This window comes from Enterobacter sp. A8 (genome assembly GCF_004296595.1).
GTDB classification, from domain to species: Bacteria; Pseudomonadota; Gammaproteobacteria; order Enterobacterales; family Enterobacteriaceae; genus Enterobacter; species Enterobacter cloacae.
In genome coordinates this window covers 54,202-80,090 of sequence record NZ_SCMF01000010.1, presented here as the reverse complement: position 1 = coordinate 80,090, position 25,889 = coordinate 54,202, and the positions used below count along the sequence as shown (strand labels likewise).

Here is a 25,889-nt window from a genome sequence, read left to right as displayed (position 1 = left end):
GCTGCGGCGCGGGGTGTGCATATTACGCTTTCCCGCTTCAGAGTCAAGCGTTTAATTTGCTTTTCTCTGCTGACCCGGCGGCGTGTGTGCCGTTGTTCCGTGTCAGTGGAGGCGCATTATAGGGAGTTATTCTGAAGTGACAAGCACAAAATACAAAAAACTTTTCGTTCGCTCACTTTTCAAACTCCACGCTTAAATACGCCGCGATTCGGGTGATAAATGCGCGATTTCCCGGGCAAAACTGCTCACCTGCGTCCAGTCGGTATAAACCACTTCTTTACGCGTATCGGTTTCACCGCCGGTCATTTTCATAATCAGCCGAATCATAAAGCGGTCATACCAGCGATAGCGGGGGTAACGCAGCGCCCCTGCAAAGACGGCACACAGGTCTGGCTGCCAAGGCGAATTCAGCAAAAACTTACGCGTGTAGCTGTTGGTCTGCGGTGTACGCTTTTCAGGTTTGCGGGCCACCAGATTGACCGAGTAGAACGCCCCGGGCAGCTTATTGAGCGCTGCCGTATGCTTTTTCACAAAGCGATCCAGCGCAGGATGGAAATGCCCGTAACGGATAGACGCCCCAATCACCACGCGGTCGTAATCCTGCCAGGCGATTTGCTCCGTACGGTTCAGGTTCACCACATCAGAGTAAATGCCCAGATCTTGTAGTTCAGAAGCCAGATAAGAGGCAATCTCACGCGTTTGCCCGTCTCGCGTAGAGAATAGAATAAGTGTTTTCACCGACGACTCCTTACTCGCGCCAGAATGTTGGGGTGAACAGCACCAGCAGCGTAAAGACCTCAAGACGCCCAAACAGCATATTGGCGATTAGGATCCATTTCGCGACCGGGTTCATACTGGCAAAGTTATCCGCCACGACCCCCAGGCCAGGCCCGAGGTTATTAAGTGTTGCCACAACGGACGCAAAGGCAGAGAAATCATCCACCCCCGTCGCGATGATTGCCAGCATACTGACGATAAAGACCAGGGCATACGCCGAGAAGAATCCCCACACCGCTTCGAGAATACGTTCCGGCAGGGCACGATTGCCCAGCTTGATGCTATAGACTGCATTCGGGTGAACCAGGCGTTTTAATTCACGGTTCCCCTGCTTGAAGAGCAGCAGAATACGAATCACCTTCAGGCCACCGCCCGTCGACCCTGCGCAACCACCAATAAATGCCGAGCACAGCAGCAGCACAGGCAGGAACAGCGGCCAGCGCGCAATGCTGTCCGTGGTAAAACCTGCGGTTGTCGCCATCGACACCACCTGGAAGAACGCCTGGTTTAGCGTGGTCAGCGCCGAGTTATAGACATCGTGGAACCAGAGCACCAGCGTACAGATGACCACCAGCGTGAGCTGGACGCCAATAAACATACGGAACTCCGGGTCGCGCCAGTACACCTTCAGGCTACGTCCGCTGAGTAATGAGAAGTGTAGACCGTAGTTACAGCCGGAGATCAGCAGGAAAATAGCAATAATGGTGTTGATCGTTGGACTATCAAAGTAGCCCACGCTGGCATCGTGGGTAGAGAACCCGCCGATGGCGATTGTCGCGAAGCTGTGCCCGATGGCATCGAACGCGGGCATACCGGCAAACCACAGCGCCAGCGCACAGGCAACGGTCAGTAAAACATAAATCAGCCACAGGGTCTTCGCCGTCTCGGCAATACGCGGGCGCATCTTGTTATCTTTCAGTGGCCCCGGCATTTCTGCCCTGTACAACTGCATGCCCCCGACGCCCAGGATAGGAAGGATGGCAACCGCCAGAACAATGATCCCCATACCACCGAACCATTGCAGCATCTGGCGATAAAAGAGAATGGCGTGGGGTAACGAATCCAGCCCAACCAGCGTAGTCGCGCCGGTAGTCGTTAAGCCGGAGAAGGATTCAAAAAAGGCATCCGTGATGCTCAGATTGGGCTGTTCAGAGAAAATAAAGGGCAGCGAACCGACGCTTCCCAGCACCGTCCAGAACAGCACCACAATCAGAAACCCTTCACGTGATTTCAGCTCACCTTTCTGACGACGGTTTGGCCACCACAGCAGCGAGCCAATCGCCAGCGCAACAAAGAAGGTCTGGGTAAATGCCCGCCCCGCGCCGTCCCGGTAGATAAGCGCCACCAGTCCTGGGAGAATCATTGTCCCGGAAAAAAGTATGACCAGCAGTCCAACGATTCGGGTTATGGCACGAAAATGCATCTCTGCCGCTTCCTTTGGTATTCAAAAAGTGAGGTGGGGATTATTCTTCAATCGGCAGCAATTGCAACGAACCGCGACTAAAATCCGCCAGTTTTGCCGAAAAAGCAGCCTGTTCAGCCTGAGGAAGCGCCACGCGCAATTGCACCATTGCCTGGTAATCACTGTGTGCAATCACACCGTTAAACTGTTTAAGCAGCGCTTCGACACCCGATAGCTGGGCGTAGTCGCACAACAAAGTATATTCGGTGAGTGGCGTTTTGCGGGTAGTGACCAACATATTAAGCGCCTGCTGTACGCCCCCGCCATACGCTTTCACCAGCCCACCGGTACCTAATAAAATGCCGCCGTAGTAGCGAACAACCACGGCGGTGATTTCACCCACGCCACTGCCCATGAGCTGGGAAAGCATAGGTTTACCGGCAGTACCCGCCGGTTCACCGTCATCAGAAAAACCCAGCTGCTGCGAATCGTCTGGCGGCCCGGCGACCCACGCCACGCAGTGGTGACGGGCGTCGGGATGCGCAGCGCGGACAGACTCAACAAACGCCTTTGCCGCCTCTACGCCATCGGTGTGTGCCAGCAGCGTAATAAAGCGGCTTTTCTTGATTTCTTCAACAAAGGTGACCGGCTCAGCCGGTATCAGCCAGCTTTCCATCAGGCCAGCTTCAGGTCTCGCGTCATATTCTCGATACCGTTCTCATGAATCACGACGTTATCTTCGATACGAATACCGCCAAACGGCTTCAGCGCGTCAATTTTTTCCCAGTTGAAGTGCTTGCTGAACTGACCTTCGCGCCATGGCGCTAACAGCGATTCGATAAAGTAGATCCCCGGCTCGATGGTCAGCACCATGCGCGGCTCAAGGATACGCGTGCAGCGCAGGTAAGGATATTTAGACGGCGCGGCGAGGTGCGTGCCGGTATCATCCTGCATAAAGCCCGCAACATCATGAACCTGCAGACCCAGCGGGTGGCCGATACCGTGCGGCATAAAGGGTCCGGTCAGATCGTTTTCGACCATCGCCTCTTCGCTCATGTCTTTCACGATCTGGTGTTTACGCAGCAGTTTAGCGATGCGCTGATGGAACTGGATATGGTAATCCACATAGCTGGTTCCGGCTTTCATGGTGCTGATAAGCGCCAGTTGCTCATCGTTGACGTCTTTAATCAGGTGCGCAAAATCGGTATCCGCATTGGCCGCCCAGGTACGGGTCAGGTCAGCCGCGTAGCCGTTGTACTCTGCGCCTGCGTCCAGCAGGAAGCTGCGCATCTCAGACGGCACATGGTGATCCAGTTTGGTGTAATGCAGCACAGAGGCATGCTCATTCAGGGCGACGATGTTGCTGTACGGCACATCGGTGTCACGGTGACCGGTCGCGGTGAGGTACGCCTGATTGATATCGAACTCGCTCATACCGGACTGGAAGGCTTCATGCGCTGCACGGTGACCATTCACCGCCGTTTTTTGCGCTTCACGCATGCAGTAAAGTTCGTAGTCGGTTTTATACGCGCGGTAATAGTGCAGGAAATCCAGCACCCCTTTCGGGTTGAGTTTGTCTGCCGGGATATCCAGACCCAGCGCACGCTCCGGGACCGGGCCAATGTAGGCAATATTGCCACGCGCGGCAGGCAACTGGCTGCCAATACCGTCGGCTTTTGGTAAAGCCATGACGTCCACTTCTTCTGTCCAGAAGCTGGTCGGCAGCGGCTCAACGTTGTGCCAGTAATCCACAGGCAGATAGAACCACAGTTTCGGCTTGTTCACGCCATCCACCAGCAACCAGCAATTTGGCACCTGTGTTACCGGCACCCAGGCTTTAAACTGCGGGTTAACCTTAAACGGATACGCATGGTCATCCAGGAAGGTATTCATCAGCTCGCCCGAGTGGATTAACAGCGCATCCAGCTTAAAGCGGGCAAGTACATCACGGGTACGTTCCTGTAGGGTAACGATATGATTTTTATAAAGCGAAGCCAGTGAGTCCATCATTCTTCCTTTCGTTTTTTTGACCTCAAGTCCTCGCATCTTAGCACACCTGTCTCCGGCTGCGTGATTTCCACCGACCGTGATCAATGCAGCAATTTCTTAATGAGTAATTTGCATTTTATTAACATAAATCCCACACTCCGACTCATCTGGTATGACCAGATCCACTTGCTGGATTCAGGAGACTGACATGCTCTACAAAGGCGACACCCTGTACCTCAACTGGCTGGAAGATGGCATTGCCGAACTGGTGTTCGATGCCCCCGGCTCAGTCAACAAGCTTGATACCGCGACGGTGGCCAGTCTTGGCCAGGCGCTGGATGTTCTTGAAAAACAAACTGATTTAAAGGGGCTGCTGCTGCGCTCGAACAAAGCGGCCTTTATTGTTGGTGCCGATATCACCGAATTTCTTTCACTGTTCCTGGTGCCTGAAGAACAGCTGAGCCAGTGGCTGCACTTTGCCAACAGCGTCTTTAATCGTCTGGAAGATCTGCCTGTCCCGACCCTTTCCGCCGTTAACGGCTACGCGCTGGGCGGCGGCTGTGAATGCGTGCTGGCCACCGACTACCGCCTCGCCACGCCGGATCTGCGCATCGGCCTGCCGGAAACCAAACTGGGCATTATGCCGGGCTTTGGCGGCTCCGTACGTATGCCGCGCATGCTGGGTGCCGACAGCGCGCTGGAAATTATTGCCGCAGGTAAAGATGTTGGCGCAGAGCAGGCGCAAAAAATCGGCCTGGTTGATGGCGTCGTGAAGCCAGAAAAACTGATTGAAGGCTCCCTCGCCATTCTGCGTCAGGCCATTAACGGCGATCTCGACTGGAAGGCCAAACGCCAGCCGAAACTGGAGCCGTTAAAGCTCAGCAAGATTGAAGCAGCCATGAGTTTCACCATCGCCAAGGGCATGGTGATGCAGACGGCGGGTAAACACTACCCGGCGCCGATCACGGCGGTGAAAACCATCGAAGCCGCAGCCCGCTTTGGCCGTGACGAAGCCCTGAAACTCGAAAACCAGAGCTTTGTCCCGCTGGCACATACCAATGAAGCCCGCGCGCTGGTGGGTATCTTCCTCAACGATCAGTTCGTGAAAGGCAAAGCAAAACAGCTGACGAAAAACGTTGAGACGCCAAAACATGCGGCGGTACTTGGCGCTGGCATTATGGGCGGCGGCATCGCTTACCAGTCCGCCTGGAAGGGCGTGCCGGTGGTGATGAAAGACATCAGCGAGAAATCCCTGACGCTGGGGATGACCGAAGCGGCCAAGCTGCTCAATAAACAGCTGGAACGCGGCAAAATTGACGGTCTGAAACTCTCAGGCGTGATCTCTACTATCCAGCCCGTACTGGAATACACCGGTTTTGACCGCGTCGATGTGGTGGTTGAGGCCGTGGTAGAGAACCCGAAAGTGAAGAAAGCGGTACTGGCCGAAACGGAAGAGAAAGTGCGTCCGGAGACCGTACTGGCCTCTAACACCTCAACGATCCCGATTAGCGAGCTGGCAAGCGTCCTGAAGCGCCCGGAAAACTTCTGCGGAATGCATTTCTTCAACCCGGTGCACCGCATGCCACTGGTCGAAGTGATCCGCGGCGAAAAAACCTCTGACGACACCATCGCAAAAGTGGTGGCGTGGGCCAGTAAGATGGGCAAAACCCCGATTGTGGTCAACGACTGCCCGGGCTTCTTCGTCAACCGCGTACTGTTCCCTTACTTCGCTGGTTTCAGCCAGCTGCTGCGCGACGGCGCGGACTTCCGGAAAGTCGACAAAGTGATGGAAAAACAGTTCGGCTGGCCGATGGGGCCGGCGTATCTGCTGGATGTGGTTGGCATTGATACCGCGCATCACGCGCAAGCGGTTATGGCGGCGGGCTTCCCACAGCGCATGCAGAAAGATTATCGCGATGCGATTGACGCCCTGTTTGGCGCCAACCGCTTTGGGCAGAAAAACGGTCTGGGCTTCTGGCGCTATAAAGAAGACAGCAAAGGCAAACCGAAGAAAGAAGAAGATCCGGCGGTGGATAGCCTGCTGGCCGGGGTTAGCCAGCCAAAACGTGACTTCACGGACGATGAAATCATCGCCCGGATGATGATTCCGATGATCAACGAAGTGGTGCGTTGCCTGGAAGAAGGCATTATCGCCAGTCCGGCAGAAGCCGATATGGCGCTGGTCTATGGCCTGGGCTTCCCTCCGTTCCACGGCGGCGCGTTCCGCTGGCTGGATACGCTCGGCAGCGCCCGCTATCTCGATATGGTGCAGCAGTATCAGCACCTCGGCCCGCTGTATGACGTGCCGGAAGGGCTGCGTAATAAAGCGCGCCATAACGAATCCTATTACCCAGCAGTTGAGCCAGCCCGTCCGGTTGGCGAGCTGAAAACGGCTTAAGGAGTCACAATGGAAAAGGTTGTCATTGTTGATGCGATTCGCACCCCGATGGGCCGTTCAAAAGGCGGCGCATTCCGTAACGTGCGTGCAGAGGATCTCTCAGCGCACCTGATGCGTAGCCTGCTGGCGCGTAATCCGGCGCTGGACCCGGCTGCGCTCGACGATATCTACTGGGGCTGTGTGCAACAGACGCTTGAGCAGGGCTTCAACATCGCCCGCAATGCTTCGCTGCTGGCGGAGATCCCACATTCAGTGCCGGCAGTTACCGTCAACCGTCTGTGCGGCTCCTCAATGCAGGCACTGCATGATGCGGCGCGTATGATCATGACCGGTGACGCGCAGGCCTGCCTGGTCGGCGGCGTGGAGCACATGGGCCATGTGCCAATGAGCCACGGGGTCGATTTCCACCCGGGCATGAGCCGTAACGTGGCGAAAGCCGCAGGAATGATGGGCCTGACCGCTGAAATGCTGTCCCGCCTGCACGGAATTAGCCGTGAAATGCAGGATACCTTCGCCGCGCGTTCTCATGCTCGTGCATGGGCCGCCACGCAATCCGGCGCGTTTAAGAATGAGATCATCCCGACCGGCGGCCATGATGCTGATGGCGTTCTGAAGCAGTTCAGCTACGACGAAGTGATCCGCCCGGAAACCACCGTTGAAGCGCTATCCACCCTGCGCCCGGCGTTTGACCCGGTCACCGGTACGGTCACGGCAGGTACCTCGTCGGCGCTGTCAGACGGAGCGGCCGCGATGCTGGTAATGAGCGAAAGCCGCGCCCGCGAGCTGGGGTTAACGCCTCGCGCCCGGGTGCGCTCAATGGCGGTGGTAGGCTGCGATCCTTCTATCATGGGTTACGGCCCGGTTCCGGCCTCGAAGCTGGCGCTGAAGAAAGCGGGATTGACCACCAGTGATATCGACGTGTTCGAGATGAACGAAGCCTTCGCCGCGCAGATCCTGCCGTGCATTAAAGATCTGGGGCTGATGGAGCAGATCGACGAGAAAATTAACCTCAACGGCGGCGCGATCGCCCTCGGTCACCCGCTGGGCTGCTCCGGGGCGCGTATCAGCACAACGCTGATTAACCTGATGGAACGCAAAGACGCGCAGTTTGGTCTGGCAACGATGTGTATTGGGTTGGGTCAGGGTATCGCAACGGTGTTTGAGAGAGTGTAAGTAAGGAAAAGTATCTCAAAGCCAATGACGTCAGAACAAGGCGGCAAGCGAGCGAATCCCGATGAGCTTACATTAGTAAGTGATTCGGGTGAACGAGCGCAGCCAACGCAGTTATGGCGTCATTGGCGAAGAGAGACAGTTTAGTTGCCGTTCTTCCCGCCTGTCAGGGGCGGGTTTTTTATTTAGATAAACGCAAAAGCATCGCCAAACAGACGATCTTCACGCGCATCTCGTTCGTTACAGAACAGGTCACGGGCAATTTTCGCCATCTCAAAGCGGCCAGCGATATAGATATCGTGCCCTGCCAGCGTGCCATGATCCTGCAGTACCGCCGTCAGCACTGTGCCGCTACGCCCACGCCAGCCCTCTTCCGGCTGCTCAACCACCGGTTCAACACGCAGGTTGGGATGGTTAACGCTCAGCGCTTCAAGCTCAGAGAGATCGTAGAGATGTTTCTCTTCGCGGCCACCCCAGTAGATAGTGATATCACGGTTCGGGTTACGCGCCAGGGCCGTCAACAGAATAGAGCGCACGTAGGAGAAGCCTGTACCACCGGCAATCAGGATCAGCGGACGGTCTTCATCGTCACGCAGCCATGCATCACCGTGGGGAATATCCACCACGATCTCGCGCTCTTTTAGAATGCGGTCCATGACGGCCATTGCATACAGGTTAAGCTCTGACGCACCAATATGAAGCTCAATAAATTCCTGCTCCGCTGGCGTTGAGGCCATAGAGAAAGGACGCTTATCACGTTCATCCATCACGACCATCAGGTACTGACCAGCACGGAAAGAGAATGCCGCTTCAGGCACTAAACGGACGCGATATACGGTGTCGGTGATAGCATCTACCGAGGTCACTTTACAGCTTAAGGTTGTCATTCGCTCTCTCTGTCGGGAAGTCTATAGGGCTTAACGGTCAGCCTGCGGTTTACCGTTATTCATTATGGCCAGTTCGTCCCAGATCGCGTCAATTCGCGCGGTCACAGCAGGATCTTTTTTGATCGGGCGACCCCATTCACGGTCGGTTTCGCCAGGCCATTTATTTGTGGCATCCAGTCCCATTTTTGAGCCAAGACCGGAGACCGGCGAGGCAAAATCCAGATAATCTATCGGCGTGTTTTCCACTAACACCGTATCGCGCGCCGGATCCATTCGCGTGGTAATGGCCCAGATAACATCATTCCAGTCGCGGGCGTTAACGTCATCATCGCAGACAATCACAAATTTGGTATACATAAACTGGCGCAGGAAAGACCATACGCCCATCATCACGCGTTTAGCGTGACCAGGATACTGCTTCTTCATTGTGACCACCGCCAGGCGATACGAGCATCCTTCCGGCGGCAGATAGAAATCAACAATTTCCGGGAACTGCTTTTGCAGGATCGGCACAAACACCTCATTCAGCGCCACGCCCAGTACTGCAGGTTCATCCGGTGGACGTCCGGTATAGGTGGAGTGATAAATCGCATCTTCACGCTGGGTAATGTGCGTGACGGTAAACACCGGGAAGTTATCCACTTCGTTATAATAGCCCGTGTGGTCACCGTACGGGCCTTCGGGTGCCAGCTCGCCCTGTTCAATGTAACCTTCCAGGACAATCTCTGCACTCGCGGGCACTTCGAGGTCATTAGATATACACTTCACGACTTCCGTTTTGGTGCCACGCAGCAGTCCTGCAAAGGCATATTCAGAGAGTGTATCCGGCACTGGCGTTACCGCGCCCAGAATGGTGGCGGGATCGGCACCTAACGCAACTGAGACCGGAAAACGCTCGCCCGGGTGTGCAGCGCACCACTCCTGGAAATCCAGCGCGCCGCCGCGATGCGACAGCCAGCGCATGATGAGCTTATTCTTGCCAATCAGCTGCTGGCGGTAAATACCCAGATTTTGACGCTCTTTATGCGGCCCGCGTGTGACGGTGAGCCCCCAGGTAATGAGTGGCGCGGCATCTTCAGGCCAGCACTGCATGATCGGGATTTTGGTCAGATCTACCGCATCCCCTTCCAGCACTTTCTGCTGGCACGGCGCACCGCGCAGACGTTTGGTTGGCATGTTCAATACCTGCTTAAACTGCGGCAGCTTGTCGAACAGATCGCGGAAGCCTTTCGGTGGCTCCGGCTCTTTCAGAAACGCCAGCAGTTTACCCACTTCACGTAACGCCGTGACGTCCTCCTGGCCCATGCCCAACGCCACACGGCGAGGGGTTCCAAACAGGTTGCACAGCACCGGCATTGAATAACCCTTCGGGTTTTCAAACAGAAGCGCCGGGCCACCGGCACGCAGGGTGCGGTCAGCAATTTCTGTCATTTCCAGATAAGGATCGACAGGAAGCGTAATGCGTTTGAGTTCGCCCTGCTTTTCAAGCAGCGTCAGGAAGTCGCGGAGATCGTGGTATTTCATGCAGTTAATCATGGCCTCTCTGTAAGCGCTTCATTATACGGCGTAAGCCTGCGTGATGCTGTAATTTTGTTAAATTAGCGTGAACTTCTGCATCCTGTTCCCTTTTCGGCCATTATAATCAACTTAGCGATCCCGCCAGGGTTTTGATATGCTTGCGCCCGAAACTAAGGGAAAGAGTGATTATGCAGGCCTGGTATTTACTGTATTGCAAACGCGGGCAACTTCAGCGCGCGCAGGAACATTTAGAACGTCAGTCTGTAAATTGCCTGACACCCGTGATCACGCTTGAAAAAATGCAGCGCGGGAAGCGCACAACCGTCAGTGAGCCGCTATTTCCGAACTATTTGTTCGTGGAATTCGACCCGGAAGTGATCCACACCACCACCATCAGCGCCACGCGCGGCGTCAGCCATTTTGTTCGTTTTGGTGCGCACCCGGCAACGGTGCCGTCGACGGTGATCCATCAGCTTTCGGTTTATCAACAACCTGAAGATATTACCGACCCGGAAACCCCGTACGCGGGAGACAGTGTCGTCATCACCGAAGGTGCCTTCGAAGGCCTGCAGGCGATTTTCGCCGAGCCGGACGGTGAAGCACGCTCCATGTTATTGCTCAATCTGCTTAATAAGCAGGTGCTACAAAGCGTGAAAAACACCGACTTCCGCAAAGTTTAAAAATCAATGCCAAACAGGCGACGCACGTTGTCATCCGTCTGCGTAGATAACCCGTGCGGATCCTCTCCGCGCCACTGCGCCACGCTCGTGACAATATGCCCCAGCCATGCCGGTTCGTTACGTCGCGATGCCGGTTTTGGTTTGATATCGCGCGGCAATAAATAAGGCGCGTCGGTTTCGAAGAGCAACTGGTCGGCCGGGATCACCGGCAACAGTTCACGAAGCTCCAGCCCGCGGCGTTCATCGCACACCCAGCCGGTAATCCCCAAATAAAGCCCACGATCCAGACAGTCCAGCGCCTCCTGACGTGAACCGGTAAAACAGTGCAGCACCGCGCCTGGCAGTTTATCCAGCCAGGGATCCAGCAGCGCGAGGAAGCGCTCATGCGCGTCGCGACAGTGCATAAACACCGGCATTTCAAGCTCGGCCGCCAGGGCGAGTTGCGCCGTGAATGCTTTTTCCTGTTCGGCAGGGGTGGAAAAATTGCGGTTGAAATCGAGCCCACATTCCCCGATAGCCACCACTTCGGGGGTTTTCGCCAGCCTGTGAATGATATCAGCGCTCTCCGACGTCCACTGGCTGCTGTCATGAGGATGCACGCCCGCGGTAGACCAGCAACGGTCGTAGCGTTGGGCCAGCTGTTGCGCCTGCTCGCTTTCATGCAGGTTGGTGCCTGTCAGCAGCAGACCTTTTACGCCGGCGGCAAACGCGCGCGCCACGACGTCGTCGCGATCTTTGGCAAACTGTGAACTGGTCAGGTTAAGTCCAATATCAAACATGCAATTCCCCATATGACAACCGCCCTGACGGGCGGCTGGTTTTACTCTTCAGTGCTCTTTTCAGAGACGTCGTCTTCGTCCTCTGATCGACGCCCTTTCCCCACATAGAAACGTGAGAAGAAGACGCCTACCTCAAACAGACAGTACATCGGTATGGCCAGCAGCGTTTGCGAGAAGACATCGGGCGGCGTCAGCAGCATGCCGACCACAAATGCGCCGACCAGAATATACGGACGCTTTTTACGCAGGTCTTCTGGTGTGGTTACACCCACCCAGCAAAGCAGCACAATCGCAACCGGCACTTCGAACGCCACGCCGAATGCCATAAACAGCGCCATCACAAAGCTGAGGTAGCTGGCAATATCGGTCGACACCTGTACCCCTTCCGGCGCGGTATGCGTCAGGAAGCCAAAGGCCAGCGGGAAGACCACGAAATAGGCAAACGCCATGCCGATATAGAACAACAGCGAGCTGGAGACCAGCAGTGGGATCACCAGTTTGCGTTCATGCTTATACAGAGCGGGCGCCACAAACGCCCAGATCTGATACAGCAGGATGGGTGCAGAAGCGATCAACGATACCCAGAACGTGAGCTTAATGGGCGTAAAGAACGGCGAAGCAACGTCCGTCGCGATCATCGTTGCGCCCAGCGGCATCTGCTTTATCAGCGGCGCGGAGACAACCTGGTAGATGTCGTTGGCGAAATAAACCAGGCATAAGAAAATAACGAAAACCGCAATAATGCAGTTTAACAGGCGCTTACGCAGCTCAATGAGGTGCGTAATGAGCGGTTGAGTATCATCTACTGCCATGTTTACGCTTTATCACTCGACGAGGGGGATGATTCGGTAACAGGCGCGGCGGGCTTTGCTTCAGCCGCGTTGACCACAGGGTCTTCCGGCTGCGCCTGTTTTTTCAGTTCAGGTTCCTGCGGCGTATGTTCAGGCGCGGTGGCCTGATGCTCCGCGCTGGCAGGCGTTACGCCCTCGCGCTGCGCTTCACTATTTTTCACCACCGGGTTATGGATGGTGTTCGCTTCATCGCTCGCTTTTTCAGGATCGTTAACGCTGTACGAGCGCTTCATGGATTCTGCCGCTTCGCGCAGTTCATCCATGGAGGCTTTCAGTTCCGGCGTCAGGTTATCCATGCTCGCCTTCTCAACCTTTTTCAGGCTTTCCTGAAACTCCTGCAGCTTAAGTTCCTGCGCCAGCTCGTTCTGTACGGTGGATGCCAGCGAACGAAGCGCACGCACCCACCCCACAACCGTTTTTACTGCAACGGGTAAACGCTGTGGCCCCAGCACGATGAGGCCAATCACAAAGACCAGCAGCAGCTCACTAAAACCAATGTCGAACACGACTTACACCTGCTCTTTATCGTGGCGTTTAGCGTCTTCCTTTTTGGCATCTTCTTGCTTGTCGGAGATGGATTTAGCAGTAAAGTCAGCGTCCTGGCTGGTTTTATCCTGCTTGCTCTCATCATCGCTCATTGCTTTCTTGAAGCCTTTGATAGACGCGCCCAGATCGGAACCGATAGAACCGAGCTTTTTGGTGCCAAACAGCAGCACGACGATGACGGCAATAATGACTAATTGCCAGATACTGATACCACCCATACATATTCCTCAGAGATAGATGATTAATTAGTCAGACCGCATTATACGTATGCGACCTGGTGATAGCGATGCCTGTTCAGCGCGTCTTTCTCCAGCCAACGAACCAGACCACTATTCCGGCAGCCATTAGCCAGGCGGGCATCATCTGCCAGTCCGGACGGTTGATTAACAACAACGTACCACTGAGCAGCAGGGTTGCGCCAATGCCAAACAGATAGCGAGACTGGCCCTGGCGTACGCGGTTCGACTGAAGCTCGTGGGCGATTTTATCCATGCTGAGCTGAAGGTTCTTGCTCTGACGCAAACTGTCATACACCAGTTCAGGAAGTTCCGGCATTTTTTCAACCCAGAACGGGGCTTTCTCTTTGAAAGCTCGTACCAGAGCCGGAATGCCAACCTGATCCTTAATCCAGGATTCCAGGAACGGTTTCGCGGTCTTCCACAAGTCTAACTGAGGATAGAGCTGTCGACCTACACCTTCAACGTAAAGTAATGTTTTCTGAAGTAAAACAAGCTGTGGCTGCACTTCCATATTGAAGCGGCGAGCGGTGTTAAACAGATTCAGCAACACGTGACCGAACGAGATTTCCGCCAGCGGTTTTTCAAAAATCGGTTCACAGACGGTACGGATGGCAAACTCGAACTCTTCGACATTGGTGTCCGGCGGAACCCAACCTGAGTCAACGTGCAGTTCAGCCACTTTACGGTAGTCGCGATTAAAGAAGGCGATAAAATTCTCCGCCAGATAACGCTTATCTTCTTTATTGAGCGAGCCGACAATACCGCAATCAATGCCGATATATTGCGGGTCGTCCGGATGCTCATAGCTCACAAAGATATTGCCCGGATGCATGTCTGCGTGGAAAAAGCTGTCGCGGAAGACCTGAGTAAAGAAGACCTGTACGCCACGTTCAGCCAGCAGCTTCATGTTCGTTCCCTGTTTCTCCAGGGCCACGACATCCGAGACGGGAATACCGTAAATACGTTCCATGACCATCATGTTCTGGCTGCAGTAGTCAGAATAGACTTCAGGAACATACAGCATCGGGCTGTTTTCAAAATTGCGCCGCAACTGAATGGCGTTTGCCGATTCGCGCAGCAGGTTTAGTTCATCGATCAGCGTTTTTTCATATTCCCGTACCACTTCCAGCGGGCGCAGGCGGCGTCCGTCAGGGAGCAGACGCGGAACCCAGCGCGCCAGACGATAGATAAGCTTCATGTCCGCTTTGATGATCGGCAGAATATCCGGGCGGATAACTTTGATAACGACTTCTTTGCCATTCTCTTTCAGACGCGCGGTATGCACCTGGGCAATGGAGGCAGAAGCCAGCGGCTGAATGTCGAAATCGTCGAACCAGGTCTCAACAGGAATATTGCCCATCGCCTCTTCGATCTGTTTTTTCGCGCGCACGCCGTCAAACGGGGCCACGCGATCCTGCAGCAGTGCCAGCTGATCGGCAATCTGAGGCGGGAAAAGATCGCGACGGGTCGAGAGCATTTGGCCGAATTTAATCCATACCGGGCCCAGCTCCTGTAGCGCCAGACGCAGGCGTTCACCCAGCGGCTGTCCTTTGTGGCGATTAGGCATCCAGAACAACATCCGCCGCCAGATACGAAGCGGCAGCGTGATACGCATTTTGGGGATAAGCTCGTCGAGCCCGTAACTCAAAAAGGTGTGGACGATAAAATAGAGGCGCCGAATTTCACCAGGCGTCATTTGCCCTCCAGTTTTTCCAGCCGTTTGGTTAACGCATCAACCGCACGTTCAACAGCCGCAGTCTCTTCCGCGAACCAGGCCACTTCCAGCGGTCCGGGGGCCATACGCCACTCTTCGGTCAGCACCTCTGCCGCATAGCGCTGCTGACGTTGCAGGCTTTTACGCAGGAAGGCGGTACCACCATGCAGGGCTTTGCCGATCCCTTCCGCTGCAATGTCGCCAATAAATGGGGCAAGCAGTTCCGCCGGGTCAAACTCGGCTAAATCGCTGAGCGCAACGAAATTTTGTACAACCTGAATGTCGCCTTCCACTTCCAGCTCACCGCTGCGGATCAGCGCCGTCAGTTGCTGGCGGTCACGCAGTTTTGGCAGCACGCTCATGCGCGTGATGACAGAGCAGTCGGCGTCTCCTTCCCACTCCCCCAGAACATCAAGCTGGCGTTCGCTGAAGACCAGCACAAGCGGCGTCGAGAACTCTTTTAAAACGATCCGCAATACCTTCCCGTTAAGTCGCTGCCGCGCGGCTTTTAGCGCTGGCGCACGATAGAGAAAGGCATTCAGTACATTCTCGATGCCTGCGGTGACTAAGGGTTTAAAGGGCACAGGACACCTCCACTCAGAACTTATAACCGCGATGCAGTGCGACGACACCCGCCGTCATGTTGAAATACTCAACGTTTTCAAACGCCGCATCCTGCATCATGGCCTTCAGGGTGTCCTGATCCGGGTGCATGCGAATGGATTCCGCCAGATAGCGGTAGCTTTCTGCGTCGTTTGCCACCAGTTCGCCAATACGCGGCAGAACATGGAATGAATAGGCGTCGTAGGCTTTGCTCAGTGGCTCGATAATCGGTTTGGAGAACTCAAGCACCAGCAGACGTCCGCCCGGCTTCAGCACGCGATACATTGAGCGCAGCGCTTTTTCTTTATCGGTGACGTTACGCAGGCCAAAAGAGATAGTGATGCAGTCAAAGGTGTTATCCGGGAACGGCAGCGCCTCGGCGTTTGCCTGCACATATTCCACATTCCCCACCACGCCGATGTTACGCAGCTTCTCACGCCCCATTTTCAGCATGGAGTCGTTAATATCAGCCAGAACAACACGCCCGGTTTCACCCACCAGACGGGAGAATTTCGCAGTCAAATCGCCCGTGCCGCCGGCAAGGTCCAGTACCGTTTGTCCACGACGCACACCGCTACAGTCGATGGTGAAGCGCTTCCACAAGCGATGAATGCCGAATGACATCAAGTCATTCATCACATCGTACTTCGCCGCCACGGAATGAAATACGTGGGCCACCATGTCAGCTTTCTGCGCTTTGGCGACAGTCTGAAAGCCAAAGTGCGTTGTGTCTTGTGAATCGTCAACCATCTCAGAGCCTGCTTATCAGTAAAATGTTCGTGAAGTGTAACAGATTGGGCGCGTTTGCCCTACGTTTCAACCACCACGTAAGAAACGCGCCAGATGCGGGTCTGGCGATAACTCTGCCGCTAACTCGTTGTCTTCACTGTCTCTCTTTTGTCCATCAGCGCCTTCGCGCAGGCGAAACTCTTCCTCCTGTGCCGTGGCTTGCTCAACCAGTTCCGGATTAATCTCGCGTTTAACCTCCACCCCCAGGCCGCGGAAGGCTTCAGCTTGCGCCAGCAGATTACCCCGCCCGGAGGCGAGTTTTTTCATCGCCTGGCGGTAGTTATCCTGCGCGCGGTCCAGGCTTTGCCCGACCAAGGACATATCATCCACAAAGAGGCGCATTTTGTCGTACAGCTTGCTGGCGCGATCGGCAATCTGCTGCGCGTTGCGGCTCTGATGTTCATAGCGCCACAGGTTGGCAATGGTGCGTAACGCCACCAGCAGCGTGGTGGGGCTGACCAGCATAATGTTGTTTTTCAGCGCTTCAGTTATCAGTTCCGGCTGTCTGTCGAGTGCCAGCAGAAAAGCAGGCTCTACCGGGATAAACATCAGAACATAGTCAAGCGAGCGCAAACCCGGCAACTGCTGATAGTCTTTTCTGCCCAGCAGACGAATATGGTTCCGCACGGAGGCAATGTGCTCCTGCAACGCCGATTCGCGGGTGTAGTCATCCTCCGCGTTGAAGTAACGCTCATAGGCCACCAGCGTCATTTTGGCATCAATCACCACATCTTTACCCTGCGGAAGACGCACGATGACATCTGGCTGCATTCGCGAGCGGGCGTCGTTTTCTATGCTGACCTGGGTTTCGTATTCATACCCTTCGCGCAGTCCAGAGGCTTCCAGCACCCGCGTGAGGACGACTTCACCCCAGTTACCCTGCGTTTTGTTATCCCCTTTCAGGGCGCGGGTCAGGTTGACCGCTTCCTGCGCCATTTGTGCATTCAACTGCTGCAGATTACGAATTTCGTGTGCCAGGGTGTGCCGCTCGCGGGCCTCCTGACCAAAGCTGTCCTGCACCTGACGACGGAAACCGTCCAGTTGCTCACGCAGAGGCGTCAGGAGACTGTTCAGACTCTGGCGGTTTTGTTCGTCAACGCGGCGGTTGCTGTGCTCAAAAATGCGGTTCGCAAGATTCTCAAACTGTTCGCTGAGGCGCTGCTCGCTGTTCATCATCTGGCGGATTTTGTCTTCCGCATGCAGTTGAGTGGATTCCAGGCGGGTCGTGACTTCACGGAGATCGGCTTCCAGTGAGGTGTTGATATCACGCAGATTGCGCAGTTCGTTGTTGAGTAACTCGCACTCGTCTCGCCAGTGTTCACTCAGCGCAATTTGCTGTTTTGTCGCGCTTAACTCGGCGACTATCTCTTCACGCTCTGCCAGCTGATCGGCCTTTTGCTGCGCGTGCTGATAGCTGGAAATCAGCCAGCCTATCGCCACGCCCGCGAGCGCAATCACCGCGTAAATCAGAATTGAGAGATCCACAATGCCCCCTGCATCAACGTATTACCGCACAAAATAAGATTGTGCTGTATAAACGTCCAGTTTGAAAGGGTTTTCCTGCGAGGCGCTACGCAAAAAATAAAGGCCGAACGTGTCGGCCTTTGATGTCAGAAGAGAGGATTAGATCAGACGACGGGCCGCTTCAACCACGATTTTTACCGCATGACTTTCGGTTTGTTTCATGGTTTCGGCGTTCGGGATTTCCTGCTGGGTACGGTTGACGATTACCCCCGCCACCATACCGGCACGCAGACCCTGGCTTGCGCACATGGTCAGCAGCGTTGCAGATTCCATTTCATAGTTCATCACGCCCATAGACTGCCACTCTTCCATAGAGCCTTTAAAACGGCTCACCACACGGCCAGAGAAGGTGTCGTAACGCTCCTGACCCGGGTAGAAGGTGTCCGACGAGGCGGTTACGCCCACGTGCGTGGTTGCGCCAACGGATTTCGCTGCTTCAACCAGCGCCGTCGTACATTCAAAATCGGCAACCGCCGGGAATTCCATTGGTGCAAAGTGCAGACTCGCCCCATCCAGACGCACGGACGCGGTAGTCACCAATACATCACCCACGTTGATATGCGGCTGGATCGCACCGGTCGTCCCGATACGCAGGAACGTCCGGATGCCCAGCTGCGCCAGTTCTTCAACGGCAATGGAGGTAGATGGGCCACCGATACCGGTAGAGCACACAATCACGGCCTTACCATCCAGCTCTGCACGCCAGGTGGTGAATTCACGATGGGCTGCCAGCTTAACCGGCTTATCCATCAGCGCGGCGATCTTTTCCACACGCTCAGGATCGCCCGGGACGATCGCGAGCGTAGCCCCTTGTAAATCGTTTTTGGTGAGGCCGAGATGAAAAACATCAGACTTAGACATAGGTGACTCCTCTGTGGGTCGGTTAGTCAGAAGAAGTAAAACGGTACTTTACAGAAGCAATACGCATAATTTCGTGACACATCTCACCATGAATGAAAATGATTGCAGTAGATTTCCATAAAAAAGTGATTTACATCACATTAACAAGTTATATTGTGGTGTGCTGCACAAAAGATAGACCGTTTAAGGCACTGTGGGTTGTTAACCTGGTGTCTATATTTACCTTTGCGCTAACTCATTGGTACGGAGAATGCCATGACTGAAAAAACCGGTTTTGCACCTGCTGCGGCTCCGCATGCCTCAACCATCGTCTCAACGCCTGAAGACGCCATTACGGCGGGAGAGACCTCCATTCCCTCGCAGGGGGAAAATATGCCTGCTTACCACGCGCGACCAGCATCGGCAGACGGTCCGCTGCCGATCGTGATTGTGGTTCAGGAAATTTTCGGCGTTCACGAACATATTCGCGACCTCTGCCGCCGACTGGCGCTGGAAGGTTACCTGGCCGTTGCGCCAGAGCTCTATTTCCGTCAGGGCGATCCGAACGACTACAGCGATATCCCAACGCTTTTGAGCAACCTGGTCAGTAAAGTGCCGGATGCACAGGTGCTGGCCGATCTGGATCATGTTGCCAACTGGGCGGCACGTAACGGCGGTGATGCGCATCGACTGATGATAACGGGGTTCTGCTGGGGCGGACGCATTAGCTGGCTGTATGCCGCGCACAATCCGCAGCTGAAAGCTGCTGTGGCCTGGTACGGTAAACTGGTGGGCGAAAAAACGCTGAACTCGCCAAAACATCCGGTTGATATCGCCACAGACTTAAACGCCCCGGTGCTGGGACTGTACGGTGGTCAGGACACGGGTATTCCGCTCGATACGGTAGAGACCATGCGCCATGCGCTACGCGCGGCGAATGCAAAGGCCGACATTGTCGTGTACCCGGATGCCGGACACGCGTTTAACGCCGATTATCGTCCGAGCTATCACGCGGAATCAGCCAAAGATGGCTGGCAGCGGATGCTGGCGTGGTTTAGCCAGTACGGCGGTAAGAAAGCGTAAACATAAAAGCCCGGTGGCGGCGATGCCTTACCGGGCTACATAATGGGATCGACTCTGTCTTAACCCTGACGCAAATTCTGCGCCGCTTTCACCATATTCGCCAGCGCCGCGCGGGTTTCAGGCCAGCCGCGGGTTTTCAGACCGCAGTCAGGGTTCACCCACAGGCGTTCTGCCGGAATGCGCTGGGCGGCTTTCTTCAGCAGGGCTTCGATCCACTCCACGCTCGGCACGTTCGGGGAGTGAATGTCATATACGCCCGGCCCGATTTCGTTCGGGTAATCGAACTCTTCGAATGACTCCAGCAGTTCCATATCTGAACGCGAGGTCTCGATGGTGATCACGTCGGCATCCAGTGCGGCAATGGAATCCATGATGTCGTTAAATTCGCAGTAACACATGTGGGTGTGGATCTGCGTGTCATCCTTCGCCACTGCGGCGTTGATGCGGAACGCTTCCACACCCCACTGCAGGTAGGCGTCCCAGTCGCTGCGACGCAGCGGTAATCCCTCGCGCAGGGCCGGTTCGTCAATCTGGATGATGCCAATGCCCGCCGCTTCCAGATCCGCCACTTCATCGCGCAGCGCCAGCGCAATTTGCTTCGCGATGGTTTCACGGGTCACGTCCTCACGCGGGAAGGACCAGCAAAGAATGGTCACCGGACCGGTCAACATGCCTTTTACCGGCTTGTCGGTCAGGGACTGGGCATATTTAGCCCATTCGACGGTGATCGGGTGCGGACGGCTGACGTCACCGATCACCACCGGTGGTTTTACACAGCGGGAACCATAGCTCTGTACCCAGCCGTTTTGGGTAAAGACGAAACCATCCAGATGCTCACCGAAGTACTCCACCATGTCGTTACGCTCTGCCTCCCCGTGAACCAGCACGTCCAGGCCTAAGCGCTCCTGCTCCACAATCGCCTGTTTGATATGTTCCGCGATGCCGGTGCGGTAGTTGGCCGCATCAAGGTTGCCCTTTTTGAAGTCCAGGCGCAGGCCGCGGATCTCGGTAGTTTGCGGGAAGGAACCGATGGTGGTGGTTGGCCACGCAGGCAAGTTGAATCGGGCGCGCTGGGCTTCTGCACGCACTTCATAGGGGCTTTGACGCTGGCTGTCCTGCGCGGTGATAGCCGCCAGACGTTTTTCCACCGCCGGGTTGTGAACGCGAGACGAATGACGACGGGCCTGAATCGGAGCGCTCCATTCGGTAATCGCCGCCGTGTCACCGCTGTTCAGGGCGTCACGCAGCAGAGCCAGCTCTTCACATTTCTGCAAGGCAAAGGCAAACCAGCTTTTCACTTCCGCATCCAGGCGGGTTTCAACGCTGAGATCGATAGGGCTGTGCAGCAGTGAACACGAAGAGGCCACCCATAGCTCACGTTTGCCGACGATGTCCTTAATCTGAGCATATTTTTCTGTCAGATCGGCGCGCCAGACGTTACGACCGTTCACCAGCCCGGCAGAGAGCAGCCACTCCGCTGGCAGGCGCTTGTGCAGTTCTGCAACATCATCTTTTCCATGCACCAGGTCAACGTGCAGGCCCTGCACTGGCAATTTGGTGATGGTGCCGAGGTTCGGCGTCACACCTTCAAAGTAGGTGGTAAGCAGCAGCTTCACCTGCCCGGTCAGTGCATCGTAAGCCGGTTTGAAGGCATCGAGCCACGCTTGCGGCAGTTCGAGCACCAGCGCCGGTTCGTCGATTTGCACCCACTGAATACCGCGTTTGCCCAGCTCAATCAGCACCTGTTTGTAGACCGGCAGGATATCCTTCAGCAGGCTCAGACGATCGAACGGCTCGCCTTTGACTTTTCCTAACCACAGGTAGGTCACTGGCCCCAGCAGCACCGGTTTCACCTGGTGCCCCAGCGCCAGCGCTTCGTCCACTTCATCCAGCAACTGGGTCCAGGTCAGTTTGAACTGCTGACCTTTAACAAACTCCGGCACCATATAGTGATAGTTGGTGTTAAACCACTTGGTCATTTCCGCCGCTGCCGCTGGCTCACCGGTTGGCGCACGGCCACGGCCGATGCGGAACAGCGTGTCGATATCTACCGATCCATCGTTGTTCTGATGACGAGCCGGGACATTGCCAAGCAGCAGGCTGGTCGTCAGAACATGGTCGTACCAGGCGAAATCGCCCACCGGCAGCAGGTCTACGCCCGCCTGTTTTTGCTGCTCCCAGTGGCGGGCACGCAGTTCGCGGCCCACTGCCAGCAGCTCTTCACGCGTGGTGTTTCCTGCCCAGTAGCTTTCTTGTGCTTTTTTTAGCTCGCGACGAAGGCCAACGCGAGGGAAACCGAGAGTGTGATTGCGGATTGTCATGTCATGCCCCTTGTGAAATTCGTTATTTAGACGTCCAGATGTTTACACATCTATAATTGGCAGGTACTGTATATTCCTCAAGCGCAAAATGTTCATGGCGAAGTGAAGGACTTTCATGATCGAGATAAAACACCTGAAAACGCTACAAGCGTTGCGAAACTGCGGTTCTCTCGCGGCGGCGGCGGCCTCACTGCACCAGACTCAGTCCGCCCTTTCTCACCAGTTCAGCGATCTGGAACAACGTCTCGGCTTTCGTCTTTTTGTGCGTAAGAGCCAGCCGCTGCGCTTTACTCCCCAGGGCGAGATCCTCCTGCAGCTGGCAAATCAGGTGCTGCCGCAAATTGCCAGCGCGCTTCAGTCCTGCAATGAGCCGCAGCAAACTAAATTGCGTATCGCCATTGAGTGCCACAGCTGTATTCAGTGGCTGACCCCCGCGCTTGAGAACTTCCGCCAGAAGTGGCCGCAGGTAGAAATGGACTTTACCTCCGGCGTGACGTTTGACCCGCAGCCGTCACTCCAGCAGGGCGAGCTGGATCTGGTGATGACGTCAGACATTCTGCCGCGTAGCGGCCTGCATTATTCGCCAATGTTCGATTATGAGGTGCGTCTGGTGCTGGCACCGGATCATCCGCTGGCCAGCAAGACGCGTATCACCCCGGAAGACCTGGCGACTGAAACGCTGCTGATATACCCGGTGCAGCGCAGTCGCCTGGATATCTGGCGCCATTTCCTGCAGCCGGCGGGCATCAGCCCACAGCTGAAAAGCGTGGATAATACGTTGCTGTTGATTCAGATGGTTGCCGCCAGAATGGGCATCGCGGCGCTGCCGCACTGGGTGGTAGAGAGTTTTGAACGCCAGGGCCTGGTGGTCACCAAAACCCTGGGAGAAGGACTGTGGAGCCGGCTGTACGCCGCCGTGCGCGATGGCGAGCAGCGTCAGCCGATCACGGAAGCGTTTATTCGCTCAACGCGGAACCACGCGTGCGACCATCTTCCGTTTGTGCGGAGCGCGGAGCGACCCAACGGCGATGTACCCACAGCGAAGCCAGGATCACCGCTCCCCCAATAAGGAAACTCGGCCAGTGGGGCTGTTGCTGCCAGATAGCAAGGTTTACCAGTAGCCCCGCGGGCACGTGCACGTTGTTCATGATGCCCAGCGTACCGGCGTCTACCTGAGTTGCGCCATAGTTCCACATGAAGTACCCCAGCCCCGAGGCCACCACGCCCAGCCAGACCAGAATGCCCCACTGCACGGTAGTGGTAGGTAATTTTTGCGGGTTACCCAGCATAAACCAGGCTGCGACCGCGACCACCGCCGCCCCCATATAGAACCAGGCAAACGCGTTGTGCTGCGGCATCGGGCGGGTTTCCATCAGGCGCTTGTAGCCCACCATACCAATAGCGAAGCTGATGTTTGCTAACTGCACGAACATCAGGCCGGTCCAGAAGTGATCGCTCACTTTTTCGTAGCGAATAATCGCCGCGCCAATCACCGCCAGCGCCGCGCTCAACAGATAGCCCCAACGCAGACGACGCCTGCTGAGCAGGTCGTAAATCAGCGTGATATAGAGCGGCGTCAGCACCGTAAAGAGCAGGAACTCCGAGACGGACAAGTAGATATACGCCCGAAAGCTAAACAGATACATGATGCCGAGCTGCATCGCCCCCACCAGCATATACAGCAAAACGGTTTGCAGGGATTGTCCGCGCGTACGCAAAAAGGGCAGGAACACCAGCGCCGCCAGCCCCACGCGCATCAGCACCGAGAAATAGCTGTCGACCGATCCGGCAAGGTATTCGCCAATCAGGCTAAAGGAGAAGGCCCACAGGATAGTGGTGATAATGAGTAGCGCCACAATGCTTGTCTCTCAGAAAGAAGGAGAGGCATTGTAGCGAACTCTTTAGTTGACAACTGAGCAATAAACAACCAAATGAAGATTATTCAAGGAATAGCTTGCGCAGATATTTTGGTACCGCATTGTCTGCGTTGGTGCCGATCACTTCCAGCTCCGGGTGCAGGTCTTTCAGGCGCTGGTGCGCGTTCTGCATGATGCAGCCTTTACCCGCCATCGAGAGCATCTCAGCATCGTTCATGCCATCACCAAAGGCGATACAGTCTTTCAGCTCAAAGCCCATGCGTTTGGCCACCGCTTCCAGAGCGTGCCCCTTGGAAACGCCACCCGCCATCACTTCCAGGCAGGTCAGCGTGGAGAAACTTACGTTGACGCGATCGCCCCAGCGGGCGTTGATCGCCTGCTCCAGCGGCAGCAGTTCTTCGTGACTTTCGCAGGTAAAGAAGACTTTGCTGATCCCTTCCGGCTCGAGCAGACCTGGCTCATACAGGGAGTAGTTAAACACCGCTTCTTTGAAGAAGCGCATCTCTTCCGGACGGTGGCGGTTCATGAACCAGTCATCGTCGCGGTAAACGTTCGTGACGATAGCCGGATTATTGTGCACCACACCGAACAGATCGGCGGCAATATCGCGATCCAGGTTGTGGGTAAAGATCAGATTGCCATCGGTGTCGTGAACGCGCGCACCGTTGGAGGTGATCATGTACGATTTAATCTCAAGATTATCGCGGATCTGCCCCACATCCACGTGGTGGCGCCCGGTGGCAAACACAAAGTGCACGCCACGGGCAGTCAGCAGCTTTAAGGTCTCTTTCGCGTACGGCGACAGGGTGTGGTCGGGGGAAAGCAGCGTGCCATCTAAATCAGATGCAACAACCTGGTACATAGGAAAATTTAACCTCAATAGAAAATCAGTTATGCCGGTCGAAAAACTCGACGATGGCGTTAAGCGCGACTGAGCGCATAGCGTCCTTTTCAAAAAGGATCTCATGGTACGCGCCGTTGATGACCAGCGGTTTACCCCCTTCACAAGGGTGACCGGCGGCAGCGCGCAGTTCACAAAAACGGTCATGCATGCGGTTATCCACCACACGCTCTTCTTCAGCCTGAATCAGGAGTGTCGGCGTGTCATCATCACCAACACCCGCCAGAACCTGCTCCCCTGCATGTATCCCCTCCCGCACCCAGTGCCAGGTGGGGCCGCCAACGCGCAAGCGAGGCTCATCGGCATAGAAGCGCAGGTTGCGGCGATAACGCTGACGGCTATGGGTTAAGACGTTGAGGGCAAACGGCAAAGCCCGCCAGCGCCCTGTTCCGATGGCGTAGCCTTCACGAATGCGCTGATGGCCCTCAGCCCAGTCGAGAAGATGGCGCACCATCCAGTCCGGAAAACGTATCACAATGCCATACATCGGCGCGGTCAGCGCAATGGCATCGCACTGGTGATCGTAGCGCTGCAAAAAGAGCGTAGAGATCGCGCCGCCCATGGAGTGCGCAAGAATATAGCGCTTACGCCACGGGCCGGGCTGCACTTCCTGCTGCCAGAAGGCGGCAAGATCGTCGACATAATCACTGAAGTTATCTACGTGGCCACGATGGGTATCCGGCAACATTCGACCGGAAAGCCCCTGCCCGCGATGATCGATAATTAACACGTCAAAACCCAGATGGAACAGGTCGTACGCCAGCTCGGCATATTTGATGTAGCTTTCGATACGCCCGGGACAGACCACAATCACCCGGTCATTTTTTTCATCACGGAAACGAACAAAGCGCACCGGGATATTCCCGACGCCCGTAAACTCATCTTCCTCACGCTGACGCCAGAAATCGGTCAGCGGCCCCATGGAGAAAGCAGCAAATGCGTTTTCTCGTGTTTCCCAGTCCTTTTTCTGCTGCAACATCGGGTTTCCACCCCCCGTCATT

The 25,889-nt window shown here is 55.5% G+C and carries 24 protein-coding genes; 5 read left to right on the top strand and 19 right to left on the bottom strand.

Annotation, left to right across the window (positions count from 1 at the left end; all coding sequences use genetic code 11):
* Nucleotides 1–192 precede the first annotated feature (192 nt).
* Genes hemG through pepQ form a run of 4 tightly spaced genes read right to left on the bottom strand, consistent with a single transcriptional unit; the run spans nucleotide 193 to nucleotide 4,186 of the window.
* Entirely contained in the window at nucleotides 193–738 is a 546-nt protein-coding gene (gene hemG, locus EQV24_RS23545) for a menaquinone-dependent protoporphyrinogen IX dehydrogenase (RefSeq protein ID WP_130627096.1), read from the bottom strand.
* 10 nt (nucleotides 739–748) lie between these two features.
* The gene (trkH, locus tag EQV24_RS23540; protein WP_013099227.1) at nucleotides 749–2,200 is read right to left on the bottom strand and encodes a Trk system potassium transporter TrkH; all 1,452 of its coding nucleotides are present in this window, start codon (nucleotides 2,198–2,200) and stop codon (nucleotides 749–751) included.
* Nucleotides 2,201–2,240: 40 nt separating this feature from the next.
* The gene (locus EQV24_RS23535) at nucleotides 2,241–2,855 is read right to left on the bottom strand and encodes an IMPACT family protein (RefSeq protein ID WP_013099228.1); all 615 of its coding nucleotides are present in this window, start codon (nucleotides 2,853–2,855) and stop codon (nucleotides 2,241–2,243) included.
* The gene (pepQ, locus tag EQV24_RS23530; RefSeq protein ID WP_013099229.1) at nucleotides 2,855–4,186 is read right to left on the bottom strand and encodes a Xaa-Pro dipeptidase; all 1,332 of its coding nucleotides are present in this window, start codon (nucleotides 4,184–4,186) and stop codon (nucleotides 2,855–2,857) included. Before pepQ ends, EQV24_RS23535 begins: the two co-directional genes overlap by 1 nt.
* A gap of 190 nt (nucleotides 4,187–4,376) precedes the next feature.
* Here pepQ and fadB point away from each other — a divergent pair, with 190 nt between their 5' ends.
* Nucleotides 4,377–6,566 (top strand): fatty acid oxidation complex subunit alpha FadB, encoded by a 2,190-nt coding sequence (gene fadB / locus EQV24_RS23520; RefSeq protein WP_095908384.1) that lies wholly within the window; start codon nucleotides 4,377–4,379, stop codon nucleotides 6,564–6,566.
* A 9-nt stretch (nucleotides 6,567–6,575) separates the two neighbouring features.
* Nucleotides 6,576–7,739 (top strand): acetyl-CoA C-acyltransferase FadA, encoded by a 1,164-nt coding sequence (gene fadA / locus EQV24_RS23515; RefSeq protein WP_020688730.1) that lies wholly within the window; start codon nucleotides 6,576–6,578, stop codon nucleotides 7,737–7,739.
* Between the two features lie 182 nt (nucleotides 7,740–7,921).
* Here fadA and fre read toward each other — a convergent pair whose 3' ends face one another.
* Together fre and ubiD are read right to left on the bottom strand one after the other, a co-directional pair.
* Nucleotides 7,922–8,623 (bottom strand): NAD(P)H-flavin reductase, encoded by a 702-nt coding sequence (gene fre / locus EQV24_RS23510; RefSeq protein ID WP_013099232.1) that lies wholly within the window; start codon nucleotides 8,621–8,623, stop codon nucleotides 7,922–7,924.
* A gap of 30 nt (nucleotides 8,624–8,653) precedes the next feature.
* Nucleotides 8,654–10,156: a 4-hydroxy-3-polyprenylbenzoate decarboxylase gene (ubiD, locus tag EQV24_RS23505; protein WP_161496900.1), complete on the bottom strand. Its 1,503-nt coding sequence runs from the start codon at nucleotides 10,154–10,156 to the stop codon at nucleotides 8,654–8,656.
* Between the two features lie 173 nt (nucleotides 10,157–10,329).
* Between ubiD and rfaH the strand changes: the two genes are divergently transcribed.
* Entirely contained in the window at nucleotides 10,330–10,821 is a 492-nt protein-coding gene (gene rfaH / locus EQV24_RS23500) for a transcription/translation regulatory transformer protein RfaH (RefSeq protein ID WP_013099234.1), read from the top strand.
* Here the strand turns inward: rfaH and tatD are convergent.
* The 9 genes from tatD to udp all read right to left on the bottom strand — a co-directional run bounded on the left by tatD (nucleotide 10,818) and on the right by udp (nucleotide 18,727).
* The gene (gene tatD, locus EQV24_RS23495; RefSeq protein ID WP_100167992.1) at nucleotides 10,818–11,600 is read right to left on the bottom strand and encodes a 3'-5' ssDNA/RNA exonuclease TatD; all 783 of its coding nucleotides are present in this window, start codon (nucleotides 11,598–11,600) and stop codon (nucleotides 10,818–10,820) included. The genes rfaH and tatD overlap by 4 nt on opposite strands.
* A 41-nt stretch (nucleotides 11,601–11,641) precedes the next feature.
* Nucleotides 11,642–12,412, bottom strand: a complete 771-nt coding sequence (gene tatC, locus EQV24_RS23490; protein WP_013099236.1) for a Sec-independent protein translocase subunit TatC — start codon at nucleotides 12,410–12,412, stop codon at nucleotides 11,642–11,644.
* 2 nt (nucleotides 12,413–12,414) lie between these two features.
* Nucleotides 12,415–12,957, bottom strand: coding sequence for a Sec-independent protein translocase protein TatB (gene tatB / locus EQV24_RS23485; protein WP_023621768.1), 543 nt, complete (start codon nucleotides 12,955–12,957; stop codon nucleotides 12,415–12,417).
* 3 nt (nucleotides 12,958–12,960) lie between these two features.
* Complete coding sequence (tatA, locus tag EQV24_RS23480) at nucleotides 12,961–13,215, bottom strand: Sec-independent protein translocase subunit TatA (RefSeq protein WP_013099238.1); 255 nt, start codon at nucleotides 13,213–13,215, stop codon at nucleotides 12,961–12,963.
* A 76-nt stretch (nucleotides 13,216–13,291) separates the two neighbouring features.
* Nucleotides 13,292–14,932: a ubiquinone biosynthesis regulatory protein kinase UbiB gene (gene ubiB / locus EQV24_RS23475; protein ID WP_020688734.1), complete on the bottom strand. Its 1,641-nt coding sequence runs from the start codon at nucleotides 14,930–14,932 to the stop codon at nucleotides 13,292–13,294.
* Complete coding sequence (ubiJ, locus tag EQV24_RS23470; protein WP_029883134.1) at nucleotides 14,929–15,534, bottom strand: ubiquinone biosynthesis protein UbiJ; 606 nt, start codon at nucleotides 15,532–15,534, stop codon at nucleotides 14,929–14,931. The genes ubiB and ubiJ overlap by 4 nt, the downstream gene beginning before the upstream one ends.
* A 13-nt stretch (nucleotides 15,535–15,547) precedes the next feature.
* The gene (gene ubiE, locus EQV24_RS23465) at nucleotides 15,548–16,303 is read right to left on the bottom strand and encodes a bifunctional demethylmenaquinone methyltransferase/2-methoxy-6-polyprenyl-1,4-benzoquinol methylase UbiE (RefSeq protein WP_013099241.1); all 756 of its coding nucleotides are present in this window, start codon (nucleotides 16,301–16,303) and stop codon (nucleotides 15,548–15,550) included.
* A gap of 66 nt (nucleotides 16,304–16,369) precedes the next feature.
* Complete coding sequence (gene rmuC, locus EQV24_RS23460) at nucleotides 16,370–17,827, bottom strand: DNA recombination protein RmuC (protein ID WP_100167990.1); 1,458 nt, start codon at nucleotides 17,825–17,827, stop codon at nucleotides 16,370–16,372.
* 138 nt (nucleotides 17,828–17,965) lie between these two features.
* Nucleotides 17,966–18,727: a uridine phosphorylase gene (gene udp, locus EQV24_RS23455; protein ID WP_003860792.1), complete on the bottom strand. Its 762-nt coding sequence runs from the start codon at nucleotides 18,725–18,727 to the stop codon at nucleotides 17,966–17,968.
* A 255-nt stretch (nucleotides 18,728–18,982) separates the two neighbouring features.
* On the opposite strand from udp, the gene EQV24_RS23450 reads away from it, so the two are divergent.
* Complete coding sequence (locus EQV24_RS23450; RefSeq protein WP_013099243.1) at nucleotides 18,983–19,789, top strand: dienelactone hydrolase family protein; 807 nt, start codon at nucleotides 18,983–18,985, stop codon at nucleotides 19,787–19,789.
* Between the two features lie 59 nt (nucleotides 19,790–19,848).
* On the opposite strand, the gene metE is transcribed toward EQV24_RS23450, so the two are convergent.
* Nucleotides 19,849–22,110, bottom strand: coding sequence for a 5-methyltetrahydropteroyltriglutamate--homocysteine S-methyltransferase (gene metE / locus EQV24_RS23445; protein WP_047352124.1), 2,262 nt, complete (start codon nucleotides 22,108–22,110; stop codon nucleotides 19,849–19,851).
* A gap of 115 nt (nucleotides 22,111–22,225) precedes the next feature.
* Here metE and metR point away from each other — a divergent pair, with 115 nt between their 5' ends.
* Nucleotides 22,226–23,179 (top strand): HTH-type transcriptional regulator MetR, encoded by a 954-nt coding sequence (metR, locus tag EQV24_RS23440; RefSeq protein ID WP_013099245.1) that lies wholly within the window; start codon nucleotides 22,226–22,228, stop codon nucleotides 23,177–23,179.
* On the opposite strand, the gene EQV24_RS23435 is transcribed toward metR, so the two are convergent.
* From EQV24_RS23435 to pldB, 3 genes are all read right to left on the bottom strand, one after another.
* The gene (locus EQV24_RS23435; protein WP_013099246.1) at nucleotides 23,067–23,966 is read right to left on the bottom strand and encodes a carboxylate/amino acid/amine transporter; all 900 of its coding nucleotides are present in this window, start codon (nucleotides 23,964–23,966) and stop codon (nucleotides 23,067–23,069) included. The genes metR and EQV24_RS23435 overlap by 113 nt on opposite strands.
* Nucleotides 23,967–24,048: 82 nt before the next feature.
* Complete coding sequence (gene yigL / locus EQV24_RS23430) at nucleotides 24,049–24,849, bottom strand: sugar/pyridoxal phosphate phosphatase YigL (protein WP_013099247.1); 801 nt, start codon at nucleotides 24,847–24,849, stop codon at nucleotides 24,049–24,051.
* Between the two features lie 25 nt (nucleotides 24,850–24,874).
* Nucleotides 24,875–25,867, bottom strand: a complete 993-nt coding sequence (gene pldB / locus EQV24_RS23425) for a lysophospholipase L2 (RefSeq protein ID WP_013099248.1) — start codon at nucleotides 25,865–25,867, stop codon at nucleotides 24,875–24,877.
* Nucleotides 25,868–25,889: the final 22 nt, after the last annotated feature.